At 46.0% G+C, this 20,298-nt stretch carries 18 protein-coding genes; 10 read left to right on the top strand and 8 right to left on the bottom strand.

Features of this window, described 5'->3' with window-relative positions; all coding sequences use genetic code 11:
* Positions 1–66: 66 nt before the first annotated feature.
* Together menE and menC are read left to right on the top strand one after the other, a co-directional pair.
* Positions 67–1,440, top strand: coding sequence for an o-succinylbenzoate--CoA ligase (menE, locus tag P401_RS0101180; protein WP_029340881.1), 1,374 nt, complete (start codon positions 67–69; stop codon positions 1,438–1,440).
* Positions 1,437–2,507 carry an o-succinylbenzoate synthase gene (gene menC / locus P401_RS0101175; RefSeq protein WP_029340880.1) on the top strand — a complete coding sequence of 357 codons (1,071 nt, stop codon included), beginning with the start codon at positions 1,437–1,439 and terminating at the stop codon, positions 2,505–2,507. Before menE ends, menC begins: the two co-directional genes overlap by 4 nt.
* Before the next feature lie 77 nt (positions 2,508–2,584).
* On the opposite strand, the gene map is transcribed toward menC, so the two are convergent.
* From map to P401_RS0101150, 5 genes are all read right to left on the bottom strand, one after another.
* Positions 2,585–3,346 (bottom strand): type I methionyl aminopeptidase, encoded by a 762-nt coding sequence (gene map, locus P401_RS0101170; protein WP_371742190.1) that lies wholly within the window; start codon positions 3,344–3,346, stop codon positions 2,585–2,587.
* A gap of 13 nt (positions 3,347–3,359) precedes the next feature.
* Complete coding sequence (locus P401_RS0101165; protein ID WP_029340878.1) at positions 3,360–4,550, bottom strand: EAL-associated domain-containing protein; 1,191 nt, start codon at positions 4,548–4,550, stop codon at positions 3,360–3,362.
* 72 nt (positions 4,551–4,622) lie between these two features.
* Positions 4,623–4,889 (bottom strand): hypothetical protein, encoded by a 267-nt coding sequence (locus tag P401_RS0101160; RefSeq protein WP_029340877.1) that lies wholly within the window; start codon positions 4,887–4,889, stop codon positions 4,623–4,625.
* 106 nt (positions 4,890–4,995) lie between these two features.
* Entirely contained in the window at positions 4,996–6,558 is a 1,563-nt protein-coding gene (locus P401_RS0101155; protein ID WP_029340876.1) for a DEAD/DEAH box helicase, read from the bottom strand.
* A gap of 332 nt (positions 6,559–6,890) precedes the next feature.
* A complete protein-coding gene (locus P401_RS0101150) occupies positions 6,891–7,745 on the bottom strand; it encodes a CvfB family protein (RefSeq protein WP_029340875.1) in 855 nt (284 codons plus the stop codon).
* Between the two features lie 233 nt (positions 7,746–7,978).
* Between P401_RS0101150 and P401_RS18650 the strand changes: the two genes are divergently transcribed.
* The 7 genes from P401_RS18650 to P401_RS0101115 all read left to right on the top strand — a co-directional run bounded on the left by P401_RS18650 (position 7,979) and on the right by P401_RS0101115 (position 15,358).
* Positions 7,979–8,146 carry a hypothetical protein gene (locus P401_RS18650; RefSeq protein WP_023467274.1) on the top strand — a complete coding sequence of 56 codons (168 nt, stop codon included), beginning with the start codon at positions 7,979–7,981 and terminating at the stop codon, positions 8,144–8,146.
* A 125-nt stretch (positions 8,147–8,271) separates the two neighbouring features.
* Positions 8,272–8,577, top strand: coding sequence for a hypothetical protein (locus tag P401_RS0101140; protein WP_029340874.1), 306 nt, complete (start codon positions 8,272–8,274; stop codon positions 8,575–8,577).
* Positions 8,578–8,615: 38 nt separating this feature from the next.
* A complete protein-coding gene (locus P401_RS0101135; RefSeq protein ID WP_023467272.1) occupies positions 8,616–8,873 on the top strand; it encodes a hypothetical protein in 258 nt (85 codons plus the stop codon).
* 78 nt (positions 8,874–8,951) lie between these two features.
* Positions 8,952–9,650: a lysophospholipid acyltransferase family protein gene (locus P401_RS0101130; RefSeq protein WP_029340873.1), complete on the top strand. Its 699-nt coding sequence runs from the start codon at positions 8,952–8,954 to the stop codon at positions 9,648–9,650.
* Position 9,651: 1 nt separating this feature from the next.
* Positions 9,652–11,550, top strand: a complete 1,899-nt coding sequence (locus P401_RS0101125) for an ABC-F family ATP-binding cassette domain-containing protein (RefSeq protein WP_029340872.1) — start codon at positions 9,652–9,654, stop codon at positions 11,548–11,550.
* 168 nt (positions 11,551–11,718) lie between these two features.
* Positions 11,719–13,560, top strand: coding sequence for a GGDEF domain-containing protein (locus P401_RS0101120; protein WP_029340871.1), 1,842 nt, complete (start codon positions 11,719–11,721; stop codon positions 13,558–13,560).
* Positions 13,561–13,570: 10 nt separating this feature from the next.
* Positions 13,571–15,358, top strand: coding sequence for a GGDEF domain-containing protein (locus P401_RS0101115; protein WP_029340870.1), 1,788 nt, complete (start codon positions 13,571–13,573; stop codon positions 15,356–15,358).
* A 55-nt stretch (positions 15,359–15,413) separates the two neighbouring features.
* On the opposite strand, the gene P401_RS0101110 is transcribed toward P401_RS0101115, so the two are convergent.
* The 3 genes from P401_RS0101110 to P401_RS0101100 are packed head-to-tail and all read right to left on the bottom strand — an operon-like array spanning position 15,414 to position 17,684.
* Positions 15,414–16,058: a hypothetical protein gene (locus P401_RS0101110; protein ID WP_023467267.1), complete on the bottom strand. Its 645-nt coding sequence runs from the start codon at positions 16,056–16,058 to the stop codon at positions 15,414–15,416.
* Positions 16,055–17,227, bottom strand: coding sequence for a DEAD/DEAH box helicase (locus P401_RS0101105; RefSeq protein WP_023467266.1), 1,173 nt, complete (start codon positions 17,225–17,227; stop codon positions 16,055–16,057). Before P401_RS0101105 ends, P401_RS0101110 begins: the two co-directional genes overlap by 4 nt.
* 28 nt (positions 17,228–17,255) lie before the next feature.
* Positions 17,256–17,684 carry a hypothetical protein gene (locus P401_RS0101100; protein WP_023467265.1) on the bottom strand — a complete coding sequence of 143 codons (429 nt, stop codon included), beginning with the start codon at positions 17,682–17,684 and terminating at the stop codon, positions 17,256–17,258.
* A 339-nt stretch (positions 17,685–18,023) separates the two neighbouring features.
* Here P401_RS0101100 and pflB point away from each other — a divergent pair, with 339 nt between their 5' ends.
* Positions 18,024–20,273, top strand: a complete 2,250-nt coding sequence (pflB, locus tag P401_RS0101095; RefSeq protein WP_029340869.1) for a formate C-acetyltransferase — start codon at positions 18,024–18,026, stop codon at positions 20,271–20,273.
* Positions 20,274–20,298: the final 25 nt, after the last annotated feature.

The raw sequence follows: 20,298 nt of genomic DNA, 5'->3' as shown, positions 1-20,298 counted from the left end.
AAAGGTTCAATCGTCTTCTGACATTGAACCTTTTTCGTATATTCATCTCAAAAGGAAGTGACTATTTTGTATCCTTGGATCTATACACGGGCAAAAGAACAACCAGATGACGTCGCGCTCATTACGGAAACCGAGCGCTGGTCGTGGTCTGAACTGTATACACGTGCTCACCGCTTAGCAAGTACATGGGCGACGATCGTGACACGCGGAGACCGGATTGCGCTTTATGGTCCATCGAGTGCGCGCTACATCGTCGCACTTCACGCGGCTCAGTTGCTCGAATTGACCGTCGTTCCGATTAACACACGTTTGACACAGACAGAAGTGTTACGTCAATTCAAACAAGCAGATGTACGGCTCATCGTGACGGACCGAACACTCGATACAAGGATCCCGTGTGTGGCTTTCTCTTATGAAAAAGAAGCCCCTGACCTGTTGATCCGTCATATGCCCAAGCAATACGTCCAATCGATGCTCTTTACGAGTGGTACGACCGGACATCCGAAAGCCGTCGAACAAACAATGTTGAATCATTTCTCGAGTGCGACGAACGCCGCGCGTCATATCGGATCACTGCCAGAGGATCGTTTTTTGATCGTCACACCGCTATTTCATATGAGTGGGTTAGCCGTCGTCTACCGGGCGGTCATCTACGGAGTGCCGATCATCCTCGAGCCACATTTTTCCCCAGAACGCGCCTTGCACTGGATCACGACGGAAAAGATTACCCATGTCTCACTCGTCTCGGTCATGCTTGATCGGTTGCTCGAAGCCGGACTACGTCGCCACGCGCTTCGCGTCGTACTGACAGGAGGCGGTCCTGTTCCATTACCGATTCTGACGCGTGCCCTTGATCGCAACATCCCGGTCATGCAGACATACGGGATGACGGAAACAGCTTCTCAAATCGCGACTCTTTTGCCAGAGGATGCCTTACGAAAGATCGGATCGGCCGGACAAGCGATTCATCCGACGCAAATCCGCATCACGCGTCATCAAGAAATCGAAGTCAAAGGGCCAACAATCATGAAAGGCTATTTTCATGAGGAAGAGAAAACGGCAGACGCTTTTACAGCAGATGGTTTTTTTAAGACTGGGGACTTAGGACGACTGGACGACGATGGATACCTCTATGTTCTCGATCGTCGAAGTGATCTTATCATCTCAGGTGGAGAAAATATTTATCCGGCTGAAGTCGAATCAGCGCTTCTCTCGATCAATGGGATTCAAGAAGCAGGTGTCGTTGGACGATTTGATCCTACATGGGGACAAGTTCCGGTCGCCTTCATCGTCAGTAGCCTTGAAGAGACAACCATCCGAACCGAGATCAGTCAATTGCTCGCTAAATATAAATGTCCGGTTGATTACGTCTATCACAGCACTTTACCGCGTAATGCGAATGGTAAATTGTTACGCAAGCAACTGAAGGAGTCATTATGAGTATTGCACTACGCTCTGCCGAACTGTTCGATGTTCCACTCGTCTTTCGACGTCCGATGCAAACCGCCCTCTCAACGTTGACGGTGCGCCGGACGACGATTTTACGTCTGACCGATTCGGAAGGGCGAATCGGTTATGGAGAAGGCGTCGCGTTCGATACACCATGGTATACGTCCGAAACACAACACTCTCTCCAAGGAGTCGCCCCGCTGCTGTATCAGTTACTTGAAAAGCCACTCCATCATCCAGCAGACGTCACGGATCGTTTCCGCATCATCCAAGGTAATCCGATGGCAAAGGCGATGTTCGAAGGAGCAATCTATGAATTATTCGCAGCAGCTTCCAGGCAATCGCTCGCCACGTATCTCGGAGGTGATGAATCATCCCTCGTACCTTGCGGGAAAGCACTCGGACGAGCTTCTGCCGCACAAACCGTCGAAGCCGTAGGACAAGCCCTCACTTCCGGGTATGGACGGATCAAACTGAAGCTCGCTCCGACAGACACGGGCGTTCTCGAGCAGGTTCGCGCCGCTTTTCCTGATGCGCCTTTGATGTTTGACGCCAACGGTAGTTTTACTGAAGCGGACTTTCCCCTGTTACAACAGTGGGATTCATTTGGTCTCGTTATGATGGAACAACCGCTCGCAGCATCGGATTGGTCCGGGCATCAACGACTCGCCGCACTCTTACAGACACCGATTTGCCTCGATGAATCCATCGTCGCTCCAGCGGATGCCGAGTTGATGCAGACGCTGCACGCCGGTCAGATACTGAACATCAAACCGGCACGCGTCGGTGGACTGACGAACGCTTTGTCCCTTCGAACAAAAGCGCCTTACTGGCTCGGGGGAATGTTCGAGAGCGGTATTGGGCGTCGTCAGACTCTTGCTTTTGCAACACTTCCTGGACTCGCTTATCCGATCGATATGGCAAGTACTGCCGATTATTTCGAAGAAGATTTGCTCGAGTCTCCGTATCATGTCGAACACGGACACATACGGTATTCCGCTCCGGCCGTATCCGAATCACAATTGAACAAATTGGCAACCTCTCGAATCTCCTTGTAACAAGAACACTACGACAAAAAAGAGGCAATGGATTAATTTCCTTTGCCTCTTCTCGTGTTTTACTATATGAGCTTTTCTTAGAACGATTCTTTGCCATCGACTTTCGTCAAAATCTCATACCCGTCTTTTAAGACGACGACAGTGTGCTCGAATTGTGAGACGAGACTCCGGTTCGGTGTGTATAACGTCCAACCATCCCGCTCATCTTCGATACAGAACTCATCTCCCGTTGAAATGAACGTCTCGACAGCAATGACTTGCCCTTCCTTCAACAAATCGTTTTCTTCACGATTGAAATAGTTCGAGATAGATTCTGGCTCACCATGAAGTGTCTTCCCGAGACCATGTCCTGCTAAGTTACGGATGACCGTGAAACCACTTTTACGTGTCTCAGCGTAGATCGCTTTTCCAATCTGGTTGACCTTCGTTCCGGCTTTGACCTTCTCGAGTCCTTTCTCAAGCGCCGTCAATGATACTTCAACGAGTCGGACATCTTCCGGACGTTTTGCTTCTCCTGCGATAACCGTCTTCCCTGTATCCGAGTAATAGCCATTTTTCACAGCTGAGACATCGACATTGACGATATCGCCTTCTTGAATGACATACTTCCCTGGGATACCGTGTGCTGCGATATCGTTGACACTGATACATGTCGCTCCTGGGAAATCGTACATGACGATTGGAGCAGACTCTGCCCCCTGTTCCTTCAGGATACGTGCTCCGATGTCATCGAGTTCCTTCGTCGTGATTCCGGGTTTGACGGCATCCGCCATCTCATCGCGTGCCATGGCGACGATTCGTCCAATTTCTCGTAATGCCTCGTAATCATAATCTAACACTTTCATTTCCTCCTCATTCACTCAATCGTTCTTGATATAGATAATCTGCAGAAATATCCGCAAATAAGAACATCCCATTACCGAGCGGCATACTAAATGTCCGCGTTTGTTCGCTCGAGCTGAAGTCGACATATCGTTCGGACAAATATCCGCTATGTCGTCGTTCCATCGCTACCGTCGTCCGGATGAAGTAAGGACGAAAACTCCAGTTGTATCCTTTGTAGAAAGAATACAGTTTCCACTCCCCACTTTTTTTACTGACGTTTGAAGATTGTTGGAATCCATTCGCATCCGTGATATAAAACCGGATGAATTCCGGCTCCATCTTCCGGGCGAGCGTCAGCAACCATTGGTCGAGATCTTGCTCCGGCTTCAAGGACTGACAATCTTCATTAAATCGGACTGTCCAGTCTTGCTCCAGTTGGAACAAGCGATTCATCTGTTCGCGATCATATTTGTAGAACATCGGAACTTCATGGATCAACACTTCCATACCAGGACAGGTCATGACCCATTCAGGTGATGCTTCTCCAAGTAAATTCCCCATGTAGTAACGCCCTCCGTGCTGCCACGCATACCGAAGTTGACCGAGATGACTGATATTCTTATACAAAAGTGGCGCTCCGAGCTGATCACAGAGGTGCTCCATCGTCTGTAAGAGATGCGGATATGACGCTGAGACAGTCTTTTTCTCAATCATGGAGGATAAATCGACGATCAACATATCCGGTGACATCGAAAAGACACGTTCGAGACTCGTTGCTTCCGCACGGTCCAGCGCTACCTTCAGTCCAGAGTTCTGGTAATATGCGACGATCCGACCTAGACGGTCAAAATCATCGACTTGGACGTCCGTCAATGTGACATACATCCGCTCTTTTGGAAACGATGAGTCGACCGTCCGTAAGACATGCAAGAAGTCCTCGCCACCGTTTTCAAACAGCCAAGCTGGACGGCAACGGATTAAGATGAACGCTTGTGCATCGGAGGGTACTTTTTGGAATGCTTGACGGACGACATGCCCCATGACTTCGAGTTGATACTCGATTGGAACATCATCTTCCTGAAAAAATGGTTTTAACGGTTCTCCACGAAAATGGGACTGGATTTCATACCCTTCCACCTTAAAAGGGGCAGCGCCTACGATCGGTTGAAACCACGCCTCTATCTCTTCGGGATGAACGATGACATCTAATGCATCCATTCTATTACCCCCTTGTACTCTTGTTCTATCTTAACAAAAAAAGAGCCTCTCTGTAACGAGAGAGCCCCTGTTTTACGATAACGTCGTATCTTTCCGCAAAGCGATATACAAGTACACACCGAATGTCGCCGTCAAGTAGATGATACTCAGGACGCCGTATTGAATTCCGACGGCTCCTCCCTTACCGATGGCTAGCACAAGAAAGATGATGCCACCGAATAATAAGGTCGCCAACGGAATATAACGAAAATGTCCTTTTGTCGTCCGCTCACAAATCTTTTTCGTCGCGATAATCAGTGCAACGAGACAGACGGATGCTGCTACATAAATGGTATACACGAATGATTCAGCCCTCTCCCTATCGTTCATGGCTCATTTTATCATGACCGCTTAGATAAATCATAAAAAAGAACCGACTTGTCTGTGACAAATCGGTTCGAATCGTTTACTTTTCAAAACGTGGTTTACGTCCACCACGGTTACGATCGCTTTCGCTACGGTTGCTACGTCCAGCATAACCGCCTTCACGACGATCTGATGAAGAAGATGAACGACCACCTTCACGACGATCACTACCGCTACGTGGGTTGTTTCCACGGTATCCGCCACTGCGGTTGCCGCTTCCACTTCCACCTTTGTTTCCGTAAGGACGACGGTTTCCACCACCGTTGCTACCGAAACGTTTCACGCGGATTGGTTCGATTGAAGAGATTTGGACTGGTGTTGCATCCGGCTCTTTCGTCAATCCTTTAAGTGCTGCTGAAAGAAGTTCCACTGCTTCGTACTCTTCTAAGAGTTCTTGTGCAAGTGTCGTATATTCTTTTGAGTCTTTTGCTTCAACACGTTTGATGAGTTCTTGTGCAGCAAGCTTCAAGTTGCCTTCTAAGATTTCATCAAGTGTTGGTGCATGACGACGTGACATTTTTTTGTTCGTAACACGTTCGATTGTTTTGATTTGACCGAATTCACGCGGTGTAACGAATGTGACAGCCGATCCTGTTTTACCAGCACGACCCGTACGACCGATCCGGTGAACATAGCTCTCTGGATCTTGTGGGACATCGAAGTTGTAGACGTGTGTGACACCAGAGATGTCAAGACCACGTGCTGCAACGTCTGTCGCGACGAGGATATCAATCGTTCCTTTTTTGAAACGACGGATGACTTGGTCACGTTTTGCTTGCGTTAAGTCACCGTGTAAACCGTCAGCTGTGTATCCGCGTTGGATCAAGCCTTCAGTCATTTCGTCAACACGTTTTTTCGTACGACCGAAGATGATTGAGAGTTCCGGAGAATCCGTGTCGATCAAACGGCAAAGAACGTCGAATTTTTGGCTTTCTTTCAATTCGATGAATGACTGGTCGATGTTTTCAACTGTCATTTCTTTTGCTTTGACTTTGATGTGTGTCGGAGTCGTCATGAAACGATCTGCGATTTTACGAATTTGCGGTGGCATCGTTGCTGAGAATAAGAGTGTTTGACGTGTTTCAGGAAGTGCACCGAGGATTTTTTCGATGTCTTCGACGAATCCCATGTTCAACATCTCATCTGCTTCGTCAAGGATGACCGTTTGAACGTGATCGAGGTTCAACGTCTTACGGTTCATGTGGTCCATCAAACGTCCTGGTGTCGCAACGACGATTTGTGGATTTTTGCGAAGTGCGCGGATTTGACGATCAATTTGCTGACCGCCGTAAACAGGAAGTGCATGAACGCGTTTTACTTCACCGATCCGGTTCAATTCTTCTGCTACTTGGATTGCGAGTTCACGTGTTGGAGCAAGAATCAACGCTTGGATGTGGCGTGATTTTGCGTCAAGACGCTCAATTGTTGGGATACCGAATGCTGCAGTTTTACCAGTACCTGTTTGTGCTTGACCAATTAAGTCAACGCCGCTGAGTCCGACTGGAATTGTTTCTGCTTGGATTGGTGTTGCTTCTTCGAAGCCCATTTTTAGGACACCTTTGATAAGTGCCTCACTAAGATTTAATTCACGAAATGTTGTCAATGCTAAATACTCTCCTTTGTCATATGAAAAGCGTCTGCCACTAAACAGGCGCTACCGTAACGAATACAATCGACTACCTATTATAACAGAATCTATCACATAAAGATAGAGTGGTTTCTCTTATAATAATGTTTAGGGAAGTCACCATCATAATCGTTGCCATAAGGGCGAGGGAAAGGCGTAATGCCCGGACCGTGCGATGAACGTCATCGCGTGCCCCCACTAGTGATGGGGTATATTCAGTAAATGGTCGCCGGTAATCAAACCAGCCGCAACCACCAAAATGATGAATTCCTTACTATCTATTCGAAACGCAGGCTTACTCGGTCCGATTATTTCGTCAACCGAATACCCGTTTCATTTTTTTCTATTTTTTTGTCTTTCAACAGGCGACCGAGCGCTCGTTTGAATGCTGCCTTACTGAGACCGAATACTTCATCGATCGTCTCGGGAGCTGTCTTATCACCATACGGCATCTGACCATCATGTTCAAGTAGATGGTTCAGAATCAACTCCGCGTCTGTATCAATGGCTTCAAAGGCACGTGGTCGTGCTGAAAGTAATACTGTACCATCTGGTTTTACATTTGTCACTCGTAATTTCAAGACTTCTCCAAGACGCGGCCAGCGTTCCATCTCACGTTCATGTAAGAATCCGATCGATTGATCGTTGACCCAGACGTTAACGCCTGGTTCGCGTTGTGAGAAGACGAGACCTTCAACGTCCATGTTGTTCCACTCTTCTGGAGCTGGCTTCGCACGTAAGTTGAAGTATGCATAAGGTGCAGGGTCTCCGAGTAACCGAAGCTTCTGATCATGTTTCAGACGAATGAAGAGTTGATCGCCTTCTTCTGGCCAGAACATCCGGCGCTGCGGCAAATCGTCGAGTGAGACGAGAACGTCTTTTTGAATGCCGATATTCGCGAACACTCCTGTGTTATAGCGTGTTCCATTAACCATCGTCTTGACATAGTCTTCAAATGAAGCTTCTGGAATCGTCATTGATGATGCTAGACGCCCTTCATTATCTTGATACAAGAAGACTTCTACCTCTTCATCGAGGGCTACTTTCCGTGTTTGTTCATTGTTATGCAACAACACGTCTTCATTTCCATCTGTCAGAAACACTCCAAACTCTGCTTCGCGTTCTACTTTTAATGTGACAACCTGTCCTGCGCGTAATCCCATTTCGGGTCATCTCCTCTCTGTATTTGAATCGATTCCAGTCCTTGTGAATCGTTCTGCTGTTCTTTCCCTACCATACTATACTCTTTTTTCATTCATCTCTGATATCGACACAACGATGACATTTGTGACATATTTGTGAACGGAACACATTTGCGTGATTTTTTTGAAAAAAAGATATATGATTAAATAACAGGAAAAAGAAGGTTTAGTTTAGGTAAATATGGGGGATAAAAATGTTTCATAACATTCAATCGCGTTCGTTCGCACGACGCTTCACGAAAACATTGGTTTTTGCATTTTTTGCGTTCCTTGCTACGATTGGAATCGTCTTCGCAGAAGGATCGAACAGTACGGATATGACACCGAAGACACCAGCGCTTCAGCAAATCGATCGCCCTTAAAATCTACACCTTCCGTGTGGATTTTTTATTTTTTCCGGACATTTACAGGACGATAAAGGAAAATCACGACTTACCTCGAATTGTAATGGACATACCATTATTTTAATTTCGAGGAGGAAACGGACGTGCTCTTCTACTTATTCACGACGATTGCGGGTCTCATCACTACATATTTAAGTTTTGTTACCGGTTATTATACGAGTTCGATCGGTGTGTTCGTCTTTACGCTAGCGATTTGTCTGTCACTATCATCAATCCGCCAGCTGATACGTACGTCCTATCTGACTTATATTGAATACGTCCAACACCGTCGTGTCAAAAAACAATACGAACGGATGAAAAAGCGTGAACTTTCTTATCAAGTCTCCTATCCTCAACAAGATTCCAGCACACCACTTGCATTCTCCGCGACAGACCAGCATGATAAGTAAAGAACACGATTTCATCATCTAGGAGGAACAGATTCATTATGAACGAAATCCCTTTATCAAACGGTTGGACACTTCGCTACTCCCCTGTCATCGATTTATGGTTGAAGGAAGATGGCGTACTGCTCGTAGATCACGAAGATAAGGTCCGCTTGACTCTCATTTTGGATGAGGAAACGATGGAAATCAAACAGATCGACAATACGAACGCTACGTTCTCTGTTGATCCAACGACACGTCGCCTCACCTTTGAACTAGGAGAAAGCGAAGAGGAATCTGAACCTCGTTACTGGGAATAATCACGCAGACCGGGTGCGACGCCCGGTCTTTTTTTGTACAATAACATCAGTAATGAAAAAAGGAGCTGTCACTTCACCATGATACGTACTGTCATATGGTTCATTTATTTTGGACTTGTCTTACCCTGTACCTTACCGTTTTTACCTAGTGCAAAACGTCGAACGCACCTCGCGCGCTATGCATTCGTCCAGCGTGTAGCAAGTGCCTGGGCAAACTCTCTTCTCCGACTCGCTGGTGTTCGTGTCAACGTGACGGGTCGTGAACACATCCCGGCAAACGAACCCGTCGTTTTCATCTCGAATCACCAAGGGAACTTCGATGTCCCGATTCTACTTGGAACAATCGATAAACCGAAAGCATTCATCTCAAAAATCGAAGTGAATAAAATTCCAATCGTCAATGTTTGGATGAATCTGATGGGATGTGTCATGATTGATCGAAAAGATCGACGCCAATCGCTGAAAGCGATTCGTTCTGGTGTCGAGACGATCAAGGACGGACAATCGATGATCATCTTCCCGGAAGGAACACGCTCCAAAGGCGGTCCAATGGCGGAGTTCAAAGCGGGAAGCTTCACACTCGCGACCTCAAGTGGCGCTCGCGTCGTACCCGTCGCAATTTCAGGGAGTTATCGTGTCATGGAGGAGACGGGTAAGATTCGTCCCGCCACGGTCGACGTCACGATCTTACCGTCGATTGATCCGAGTACGATGACGCAGAAAGAACTCGTCCAGACAGTCGAACAGCAAATCAAACAGATTGTAGAAGGTGTCTAATATGTTAATGAAAGCAGAAAATCTCAAAAAAGAATTTGCCGATAAAATCGTCTTCGAAGATGTGACATTCTCCGTCTCACCCGGCGACCGGATTGGCATCATCGGCGTCAATGGTACCGGTAAGTCGACTCTCCTGCATATCTTGGCAGGTAAAGAGACGGCAGACGCTGGTACGATGCATCACCCGAATGATTATCGGATCCGCTTGCTATCGCAAACGACCGATTATCCGGAAGACCAAACGGTCATGGAAGTATTGTTGTCTGGTGATACACCAACGATTAACGCGTTACGTCACTATGAAACAGCGCGTCTAGCACTCGAACAAGATCCGACGAGTGAAACGTTACTCAACCGCTTCATCGTTGCTCAGACAGAAGTCGATGCTGCGCAAGCTTGGGACACGGAATCACGCTTAAAGATGATTTTAAACAAACTCGGCATCCTCGACTTGAACGCGTTGATCGGCTCTCTTTCTGGAGGGCAACGCAAGCGTGTCGGACTCGCTGAAGCTTTACTCGATGAAGCCGATCTTCTCCTTCTCGATGAGCCGACGAACGAACTCGATGCCGAGACGATCAGTTGGCTTGAAACTCAAATCAAGGAATACCGTGGTGCGATTCTACTGATCACCCACGACCGCTATTTCTTGAATCGTGTGACGAATCATATGATGGAGATCGCGAACGGTACGGCTTATTTCTATGTCGGAAACTATGAATCGTTTCTTGAGAAACGTGCCGAACGTCGTGAACGGACAGCATCTATGGAAGAAAAACGTCAAAACATCCTCCGTCGCGAACTCGCCTGGTTGCGTCGCGGAGCAAAGGCGCGGACGACGAAACAAAAAGCTCGGATCCAGCGCGTGGATGCTTTACAAGACCTCTCGTACGAGGAAGAAGAATCGACACTCGAAGTACAAGTCGGTTCGACCCGTCTTGGTAAAAAGGTCATCGAAGCGCATGATGTCTCGCATCGATTTGGTGAACGGACTCTTTTTGAATCGTTTAACGCTCTGATCGGACGGAAAGAACGGTATGGTATCGTCGGGCGAAACGGGAGCGGAAAATCAACACTTCTTTCAATCCTTGCGAAACGCTTAGAATCAACAACCGGTGAAATCATTCACGGCGAAACGGTGAAGATTGGCTTTTATGGGCAATTTGCCGAGTTCACGCATCCAGAACGCCGTGTCATCGATGAGGTCGAACGGATCGCAAAAGTCATCACGACACTTGCTGGTGAAGAAATCACGGCAAGTCAGATGCTCGAACAGTTTCTCTTTAAGCCAGAAGCACAATATAAACAAATCGGTAAACTATCTGGTGGAGAAAAGCGGAGATTGAAATTGTTGACGATTTTGATGGAGGAACCGAACGTCCTCTTCCTCGATGAGCCGACGAACGACTTGGATACCGAAACGTTATCCGTACTCGAAGATTATTTGGAATCATTCCCAGGCACCGTCATCACAGTCAGTCATGATCGGTATTTCCTCGATCGGGTCGTCGATCGTCTGATTGCTTTCGAAGATGCGAATATCGTTTTCTATTACGGACAATATACAGACTATCTCGAGCAAATCACGATACCTGCTCCTTCAGTCATCGTTGAAAAAACCACTTCAGTTAATCTACCTAAAGTAGAAGCACCGAAGAAATTGAGCTACCAGGAACAGCAAGATTGGGCTGTCATTGAACAACAAATCGAAGAGAGTGAGGCTGAATTGGAGCAATTAGAAGCCGAACTTGCTTCGGCAGGAAGCGATCTCGGTAAGGTCAATGAACTGTACCAATCCATCGAAAAAACGAAAGCGATGCTTGATGAACGGATGGAGTATTGGTCATACCTATCCGAGAAGATCGAAGCATTCGAGACCTATCGCCAATCCAATCAATGATTTCAAAGCGGAGTTCTTCACTGAGAAGAACTCCGCTTTTTTCATGAAATGGGAGCCATCTCTTTATTTCTTTTTTAATATGAAAATAAATGTGAATTCATGCTAGATATCGGGTAATGTTATAGCATATTTCATTTTCATGAAAGGCTTGCGAAAGGAGGAGTTCCGGTGAAACGGATTGTTCAAAACATCTACCCTACCGTCGCATTCTACTTAGTCGTCACGTACACTCTGCTCTGGCTATTGCCACAAGATCGCTCGTTACAATTTTCAGCGATCATTAGTCTGATCGGTTCTTTCGTCATTTTCCTACTTAGTCAATCGAAGGCTTTCAAACAACCTTCTATTCCATATAAATGGTTATCGGTCGCCTTTTTTTCGTATTTCCTTGGCGACTTCTTCAATATGATCGGCCGTCTTTTTCAATGGGACGCTGTTAACCTGAACGTCTTACTCGATCTGCCTTACACGGTTCATTTAACGATGATGGTCATCTTCTTATTTCGACAGTTGGATTTAACTTTGTTTCAAAAACAAAAATTATTGATTCTTGATTCTTTAACATTGTTCACTGTATCGATGATTGCTGGATACATCGCTATTTTCCGCTTTGTCCCCTCTTATACACGAACGGTGCTCGAGCAAATCAGTTGGACCTTCTATGCCTTCTTGACGATTCTATTGACGCTTTTCTTTTTCTTACTTTATGCTTCTGGTCTAAAGCGAAACGTATCGAGATTGGGTTTCCTCTTCCTAGTACTCGGAACGTTCGTGCTCGGTATGACGAACTTTATTTTTTATACGTTGTTATTGAACGGTGAACCACGAATAGCTGGTTTATTGCTTCCGTTATACCCACTCAGCGGACTCTTCATCCTTGCCTTTATGAATACTCGCGCTCTTCCCATCAGTCATGAACAACAAGCAACTCTTATTCGGGTCGAAACACTTACGCGTTCCTTGATGTCTTACATCTTATTATCTGTACTGATTCTCTATATTACATTCTTCCCTGTCTCCCAAACCTTTTTCTTACTTTCCGTCGGCATTACGTTTTTATTATTTTTAACGCGACAGCTTTTTTCATATCAGGAAAATCTGCGGTTATTACAGGAAACAACAGCACTGCAAACGAATCTAGAAGACATCGTCCATCAAAAGACAGCACTCTTACAGTTACGCGAAAAAGAACTAACGTCGCTTTTTCTATCTTATCCAGAAGTTGTTCTTGAAATCGATGCTACGTATCAGATTCGATCTGTCAATCCAGCTGCTGTAGAAGCTGGGTGGAGCGATTTACCGCTCGGACCGAGTCAACGGCTACAACTCGATCGACTCATTCCATTGCTTCAACAAGCGCAGCTGATTTATCCCTCTCACTTGCTACATGTACCGGTTACGGAGGAACATCCGGAAAGCTTTTTGAATACGACAATCATCGATATCCCAGATCAACAACGCTATTTCGTCATCTTGGCGGATATCACGGAAGATTATCAACAGGAAGTATGGCTAGAACGTATGGGGTATCACGATTCGCTCACGCATTTGCCAAACCGGCGTTACTTCGAAGAACAACTTTATCTGACTCTTCCGATGTTAGAATACGGCTCCTTATTATTCATTGATTTGGACGGTTTCAAACACATCAATGACACTTATGGGCATGATGTTGGTGACCTAGTGTTACAAGAGACAGCGATCCGTCTTCAATCGATGACGACGTCAACTGATCTCGTTGCACGTCTTGGCGGAGATGAGTTTTTGATCTTCATTCAAGCATCTGCTTCGGAAACACGACAGTTTGCCGAACACGTTCTCGAAGTTCTGAATCATCCGTTCTATATCCAGACACATACGCTTCAAGTCACACCATCAATCGGAATTTCCTTATACCCTGAAAATGGTAAAAGCTCAGAACAATTATTGATTCGAGCAGACGAAGCCATGTACCATATTAAGAAGACCGAAAAAAACAATTTTTTGTTCGCTACTCAAATTAAACGTTAGGAGGGAGTCCATGCTTAAATCGAACTATTTCATCCGTTGGTTCCCTGCCATGCTCGTCATCTCTTTTACTCTAATGATCCTTGCCACATGGACCCCTTCCATCTCTAATCGGATCGTTGAACAAGTACTACAGTATGCCTCTCTTGGATTGATTGCTTATTTTATTCTTACTGCTTATCGTAAGGAACAAGCATTAGTCGTACCAAGACGAAAATTCTGGCTGATTGCTTTAGGATCACTGGTTTTATCCTGTATCGGTTCCGTTCTTGAGACATTACATTTCTTCAATCCAGACTTTCCAGTTCCATCTATTTATAGCCTAATTTTATTTTCAATATCCCATTACGTATTCTTATACGCGATTTTTTACCGAATCATCACAAAACGGACACTCGGACAACACGTACTCGCTTTCGTCGATGCCGCGATCATCGTCGTTTTCATTGGACTTGTCGCGTTTCACGTCCTCAATGAATTGACGAATCCTGGACTGCAAACTGTTCCTTATGCCATCATCGTCATCACGAATACATCACTCGGTTTATTCGTTTTCTTCTATTTCACGTTCATCCAAGAAACCCATTGGGTATCAAGGATGGCATTGTTCTTATTGTTTTTATCCATTTTTATTCGCGGTATCTACGAAGTCTCAAGTGTTTATTTCCCGGACTTCTCAGCGAATTATCTGCTATTTTTCCCGATCTTGATCCGTTTGGTGCAAAGTGCAGCTATTCTATGGCATATTGATCATATCGAAGAAGGAACCACTCGAACGACGGTCATTCCCCGTTCCTGGCTCCCTCTACTGGCCGTTCCTTTATTTATTCATTACATGGTGGAACGAGAAGGCGGAAAGCTCGATATCTTTATCATTTTAGTTTTACTAATCATTCGACAAATCTTGATTGCTCGTCAGCATGGGTTGATCGTCGCACAATTACACGAACGGAATGAACAACTCGCTTCACGCATCGAGCACCGAAAACAACAAATTAAAGATAGCGAACAGCAAGTCATCCCACTCTTTCTCGGTCACCCTGATCCGATGATTCGACTCGATCAATCCGGAACGGCACTATACGCAAATTTAGCTGCCCAACGTCTGTTTCATTTACCCGACATGACGATTGAACATATTCCTCGTACGATGCGTCACTTATTAGAAACACTTGAGACAGATATCGATGAGTATGAAGATGAACAACATAGACGATATGAGATCATTGATATTCCGATTCAAATTGCCACCACCTCGATGGGACGTTTCACGATTTTACATGACGTCACTGAACGAAAGCTCCGGCAAAAACGTATCGAATACCACGCCTACCATGACGCCTTGACAAGTATCGGAAACCGTCGTTCGTTAGAGCGAGATTTTTCGAACCATCTCCTCGAGATGAATTATCTTGCGGTAGTCGATTTAGACGGTTTTAAGCAAGTCAATGATACGTATGGTCATGAAGCAGGTGATTACGTATTGATCGAGGTCGCGAAACGATTGAGCGAGCATACGAATTCTTTAGAACAGGTGTATCGACTTGGTGGAGATGAGTTCGCGATCCTCTTACACGCCGATGATGAACTGTCCTTACGTCGAAAATGTAAATCCTTCTTACACTTTTTAAGACGTCCTTACGTCTATAAAGGACAATCCTTATTCGTTTCTGCAAGCATCGGTGTGACCGCGTGTCATAAGGCTGATCTTGAAACATGCTTAAAGCAAGCCGACCTTGCCATGTATCGCGTGAAACATCGGGATAAAAACGATGTCGCCCTATATCGAGCAGATTCTTGAAAAAAAACCTAGAACACATTGACCATAGTCGGTCATGTGTCCTAGGTTTTTCCGATTATTCTTCTGGTCTCGGCGCAATGTTGCCTTCTTCGATATCAAGGAGTAAGTCGATCAATTCCGCACAAAATTCAGGGTACTGGCGAAGCAACGCGTCTTCTCCTACTTCATCCACGAAATCTGTCAACAAGGCGAGGACTTCTGGTACCAGTGCGCGCGCTACTTTCATATAGGCAATCGCAAAGCGCCATTTCCCAGAAATGTAGAGCAGTTTTCCAATCAACAAATCACCTGGTTCGACTTCAATCTCAGACAAATCTGTTTGATACGTCTGTTTTGACATCAAATCAACGACACCATCCGCCTCGACTTGAAACAGTGAGGGCATCGGGTCCGCTAATCCACGCAAGGCACGATAGAGACTAGGCGATAACTCTTCTTTGACCTGCTCAAGAAAACGACCATGCGGCGTTTTTCCTTGATCATCCGTTTCATAGAAGATTGCCCAATCTACGAATAAGTCCCGGAACAATTCAGCATCTTTTAAATACCAACGTCCCTCCGTCGCAATCTCTTCAATGAAAGCGACCCAATCCGTACTACGTGCTGTCGCTGCTTCTTGATACATCTTCTTCAAGGCTGCATTCATTTCCGCTTCAGAAACCGTCGTCGGAAACGGAATTACTTTTCGATCGTTCTTCATTTCGATCGCCCTTTCCGGTGAGGAGTAGCCGGTCGTTTAATCGTCTGAGGTGCTGTGAATTCACGTTTTGGAATGACTTCCCCACGGTAAATTTCCATTGCTTCCATCTCGACGCCCATTTGCTTCGCAAGTGTTTTTAAGTGTTTTAAGTCTTGATCCGTAACAAGAGCAAGTACCATTCCATTCGCATTTCCACGTCCCGTCCGACCTGAACGGTGTACGAAATCGTCAAGCGACTCCGGTAAATCATAATGGACGACATGCGTGACTGCTTCGATATCTAAACCACGTGCCGCAAGACCTGTCGTAACGAGTAACGGAAACTCTCCTTTTTTATAAGAACGCAATGTCTCCATCCGCTCTCGTTTTCCTTTTTCAGCGTCTAAAATCCGGTATTTCAATGAAAATTTACTCAACTCGCCATTCAATGGTCCGAGGAAGGAGCGGTTATTAATGAATGTCAGCACTTTTGATCCTTGCATGTTCGCCAGACGACGTAACAATTCCGGCTTCTGACGACGTGAAGTCTCCAAATAACCAAATGTCACTTGTGTGCTGACGGCACGCTCAACCCGAATCGTCTCAGGATTATTCGCAAGCGTCCGTCCCCATTCTGCTGTCCGTTCCGGTAATGTAGCTGAGACGAATGCCAGTTGTCGATCGCGTAGTGCACTGTTTGCGATCCGCGTCGCCGAGTCACTCATACCACTCTCATAGATTTGATCCGCTTCGTCCAAGACGATCAATTTCACCTTATGCATCTTCAACTTCTTCGAATCAATCAACTCAACGAGACGCCCAGGTGTTCCGACGATGATTTGCGGTTTTTTCTTCAATCGTTCATATTGCCGTTTTAATTCAACTCCACCAATGAATGCACCGGATTTGATCCCACTTCCTTGAGCAAACAATTGAATGACTTGATGAATTTGCATGACGAGTTCCCGTGTTGGTGCCGTGATCACGACTTGCACGTGTGGTTCTTCTACTTCAATCTTTTCTAAAGCTGGAATGACATAGGCAAGCGTCTTCCCTGTTCCTGTCGGCGCTTCCGCCAGGACATCTTTTCCTTCGCGCAACAACGGAATCGCTTGTTCTTGAACAGGCATCAACTCCGTAAAGCGTGCGCGTTCCCATGCTTCCTGTAAAAATGGTTTTGTAAAATTCATAACGATTTCTCCTACTCTCTTAATTCCATCATGCCGTTACGTATTCGACATGATCTCCTGATGCATCACGGTATCCCCGTAATGTCTGTGTATATTCATTTCCTGCGTCGAGCAATCGAATGTGGAATCGAATCTCGCTTTCACCGGCTTCTTCTTCTAAAATTTCGAACCCTTGGATGACACGATCCTGTAATTCTGCAGCGAGTGCCGGGTACTCCGCAAGACTCGCATACGTCGCTTTTACGTCAACCGGACGACGAACAAGCGCAATCCAATACGATTCATCATAGCCGATAAAGTCTTCATAATCAAAATCATCTTCAAACCGAATCCAGAATCCATCATTTTCGAATTCCGTGATCATTCCCGTTCGCGTTGAACCGTCCGATCCGATTTTCAGCGAGACCCAGTCTCCTGACTGATACTCTCCTTGTTGTGTTAATGATACATACTCCATTTGGCACACCTCCACGTTCTATATTCCCTTTTTCATTGTCAACGATACGTCTTAAAAATACAAGGCACCGTAGCGTGACATTCCTCACAGTTTCAACTGTTCTAGTGAATCCTTTTCAAAACAACTCATACAGTTTCCAAAAAACCTTGAATTAGCAATCTAAAACTGTTTTTTTTAAACTATTTTCATATGAATACAGAAATAAAGAAAGCCCGTCATATCAACGTTTGTTCACTTGTTAAAACATTCACATGAACGTAAAGGGAATCAGCCCTTCCTTTTGTTACACTATTCACATAAGGAACTGATGATTAGCTCAATATTAAAGGAGTGGTATCCATGTTATTAGAAAAAACGAGTGCTTGGACGAACTTTACGTCTGGTGAATGGGTAAAGACGATCGATGTCGCAGACTTCATCCGACTCAATCGCACGGAATATACAGGAGATGATCACTTTTTAGTCGGTCCGACGCAAGCAACGGAACGTCTTTGGCAACAAATTCTACAGCTGACGAATGAAGAACGACAACGTGGTGGTGTGTATGCCGTCGATGCTAAAACACCATCAACGATCCTCTCGCATGATGCAGGGTATCTGAATCGCTCACTTGAAAAAATCGTTGGCTTACAGACTGACGAACCGTTTAAACGTTCGATTCATCCGAACGGTGGGATTCGGATGGTGAATGATGCCCTAGCTGCGTATGGCTTTGAAGCAGACGAGACCGTCACGAAAACTTTCAGCGAGTACCGGAAGACACATAACCAAGGGGTTTTCGATGCCTATACCCCTGAGATGCGCGCTGCACGTAAAGCCGGCATTATCACCGGATTACCTGATGCTTATGGTCGCGGACGGATCATCGGTGACTATCGTCGTGTTGCTTTGTACGGAACGGCACGCTTGATCGAAGAACGTAAGAAGGATTTAAAGGCACGTGGCGGATTCTTATCTGAATCGATGATTCGCGACCGTGAAGAGATGAATGAACAGTTGCGCGCATTAACGGAATTGACCGAGCTTGGAGCTCGCTATGGTTTCGATCTCTCCCGCCCTGCAGAAACAGCACAAGAAGCATTCCAGTGGGTCTATCTTGCCTATCTTGCTGCCATCAAGGAGCAAAACGGGGCAGCCATGTCACTCGGTCGAGTCTCGACGTTCCTTGATATTTATGTCGAACGTGATCTTGCGGCTGGTCGCTTGACGGAAGAGACTGCACAAGAACTCGTCGATCATTTCGTCATGAAGCTTCGGATCGTCAAATTCTTACGGACACCGGACTATAATGATCTCTTCTCGGGTGACCCGACGTGGGTAACGGAATCCATTGGTGGAATGAGTGAAGATGGGCGATCAAACGTCACGAAAAGTTCATTCCGCTTCTTACACACACTCTCGACACTTGGTCCGGCACCGGAACCGAATCTAACCGTTCTCTGGTCTACTCAGCTTCCACGCGGATTCAAGGAATTCTGTGCGAAGATGTCGATCGTTTCAAGCTCGATTCAATATGAAAACGATGATTTGATGTTACCGGTTTATGGAGATGATTACGGCATCGCTTGTTGTGTCTCCGCGATGAAGATTGGGAAACAGATGCAGTTCTTCGGTGCGCGAGCAAACCTGGCAAAAGCATTACTCTATACAATCAATGGCGGAATGGACGAGAAGCTCAAAATTCAAGTCGCCCCCGCAAGTCCATTGATGCTTGATGAAGTACTCGATTACGAAACCGTCATGGCGGCTTATGATCGTCAACTCGATTGGCTCGCAGAACTGTACGTTAACACACTGAATGTCATCCATTACATGCATGATAAATACAGTTACGAACGGATTGAGATGGCGTTACACGATCCGGAAATCTTACGGACGATGGCATGCGGTATCGCTGGTTTATCGGTCGTCGCTGACAGTCTATCCGCCATCCGTTACGCAACAGTCCGTCCGATCCGAGATGCGGATGGGATTGCAGTTGATTTCAAGATCGAAGGCGAGTTTCCGAAGTTCGGAAATAACGATGAACGGGTCGATCAGATGGCAGTTGATCTCGTGACGCTGTTCATGGAGAAAATCCGTAAACATCCAACGTATCGCAATGCGCTTCCGACACAGTCTGTCCTAACGATCACTTCAAACGTCGTCTACGGTAAAAAGACAGGAAATACGCCAGATGGACGCCGTGCGGGTGAACCATTTGCACCGGGTGCTAACCCGATGCACGGACGTGACACTAGAGGAGCTGTCGCCGCACTGACATCTGTCGGAAAATTACCATATGAGCATGCGCTCGACGGTATCTCCTACACGTTCTCGATCGTGCCAAAAGCACTTGGTAAGGATGAGACCACACGTATTCGCAATACGGTCGGATTACTTGACGGATATATGGGTGGTACGACTTCAAAAGGACACCATTTGAATGTCAACGTCTTTGACCGTGAGACGTTACTCGATGCTATGGAGCATCCAGAACAATATCCGCAGTTAACGATTCGGGTATCCGGTTATGCCGTGAACTTCATTAAACTGACGCGCGAACAACAGATCGATGTCATTAATCGAACGTTCCACGGTTCTCTCTAAAATGATGTGTAGTATGTGAAAGGAA

The organism is Exiguobacterium acetylicum DSM 20416 (assembly GCF_000702605.1).
Taxonomy (GTDB): Bacteria; Bacillota; Bacilli; order Exiguobacteriales; family Exiguobacteriaceae; genus Exiguobacterium_A; species Exiguobacterium_A acetylicum.
The sequence above is the reverse complement of the archived record's forward strand: the minus strand, read 5'-3'. Positions and strand labels throughout refer to the sequence as shown.

Coding starts and splice junctions, on each gene's coding strand:
- menC (WP_029340880.1), top strand. CDS start 1,437: ATGAGTATTGCACTACGCTCTGCCGAACTGTTCGATGTTCCACTCGTC.
- P401_RS0101165 (WP_029340878.1), bottom strand. CDS start 4,550: ATGGATGCATTAGATGTCATCGTTCATCCCGAAGAGATAGAGGCGTGG.
- P401_RS0101150 (WP_029340875.1), bottom strand. CDS start 7,745: ATGGGATTACGCGCAGGACAGGTTGTCACATTAAAAGTAGAACGCGAA.
- P401_RS18650 (WP_023467274.1), top strand. CDS start 7,979: ATGTTTCATAACATTCAATCGCGTTCGTTCGCACGACGCTTCACGAAA.
- P401_RS0101135 (WP_023467272.1), top strand. CDS start 8,616: ATGAACGAAATCCCTTTATCAAACGGTTGGACACTTCGCTACTCCCCT.
- P401_RS0101130 (WP_029340873.1), top strand. CDS start 8,952: ATGATACGTACTGTCATATGGTTCATTTATTTTGGACTTGTCTTACCC.
- P401_RS0101125 (WP_029340872.1), top strand. CDS start 9,652: ATGTTAATGAAAGCAGAAAATCTCAAAAAAGAATTTGCCGATAAAATC.
- P401_RS0101115 (WP_029340870.1), top strand. CDS start 13,571: ATGCTTAAATCGAACTATTTCATCCGTTGGTTCCCTGCCATGCTCGTC.
- P401_RS0101110 (WP_023467267.1), bottom strand. CDS start 16,058: ATGAAGAACGATCGAAAAGTAATTCCGTTTCCGACGACGGTTTCTGAA.
- P401_RS0101105 (WP_023467266.1), bottom strand. CDS start 17,227: ATGAATTTTACAAAACCATTTTTACAGGAAGCATGGGAACGCGCACGC.
- P401_RS0101100 (WP_023467265.1), bottom strand. CDS start 17,684: ATGGAGTATGTATCATTAACACAACAAGGAGAGTATCAGTCAGGAGAC.
- pflB (WP_029340869.1), top strand. CDS start 18,024: ATGTTATTAGAAAAAACGAGTGCTTGGACGAACTTTACGTCTGGTGAA.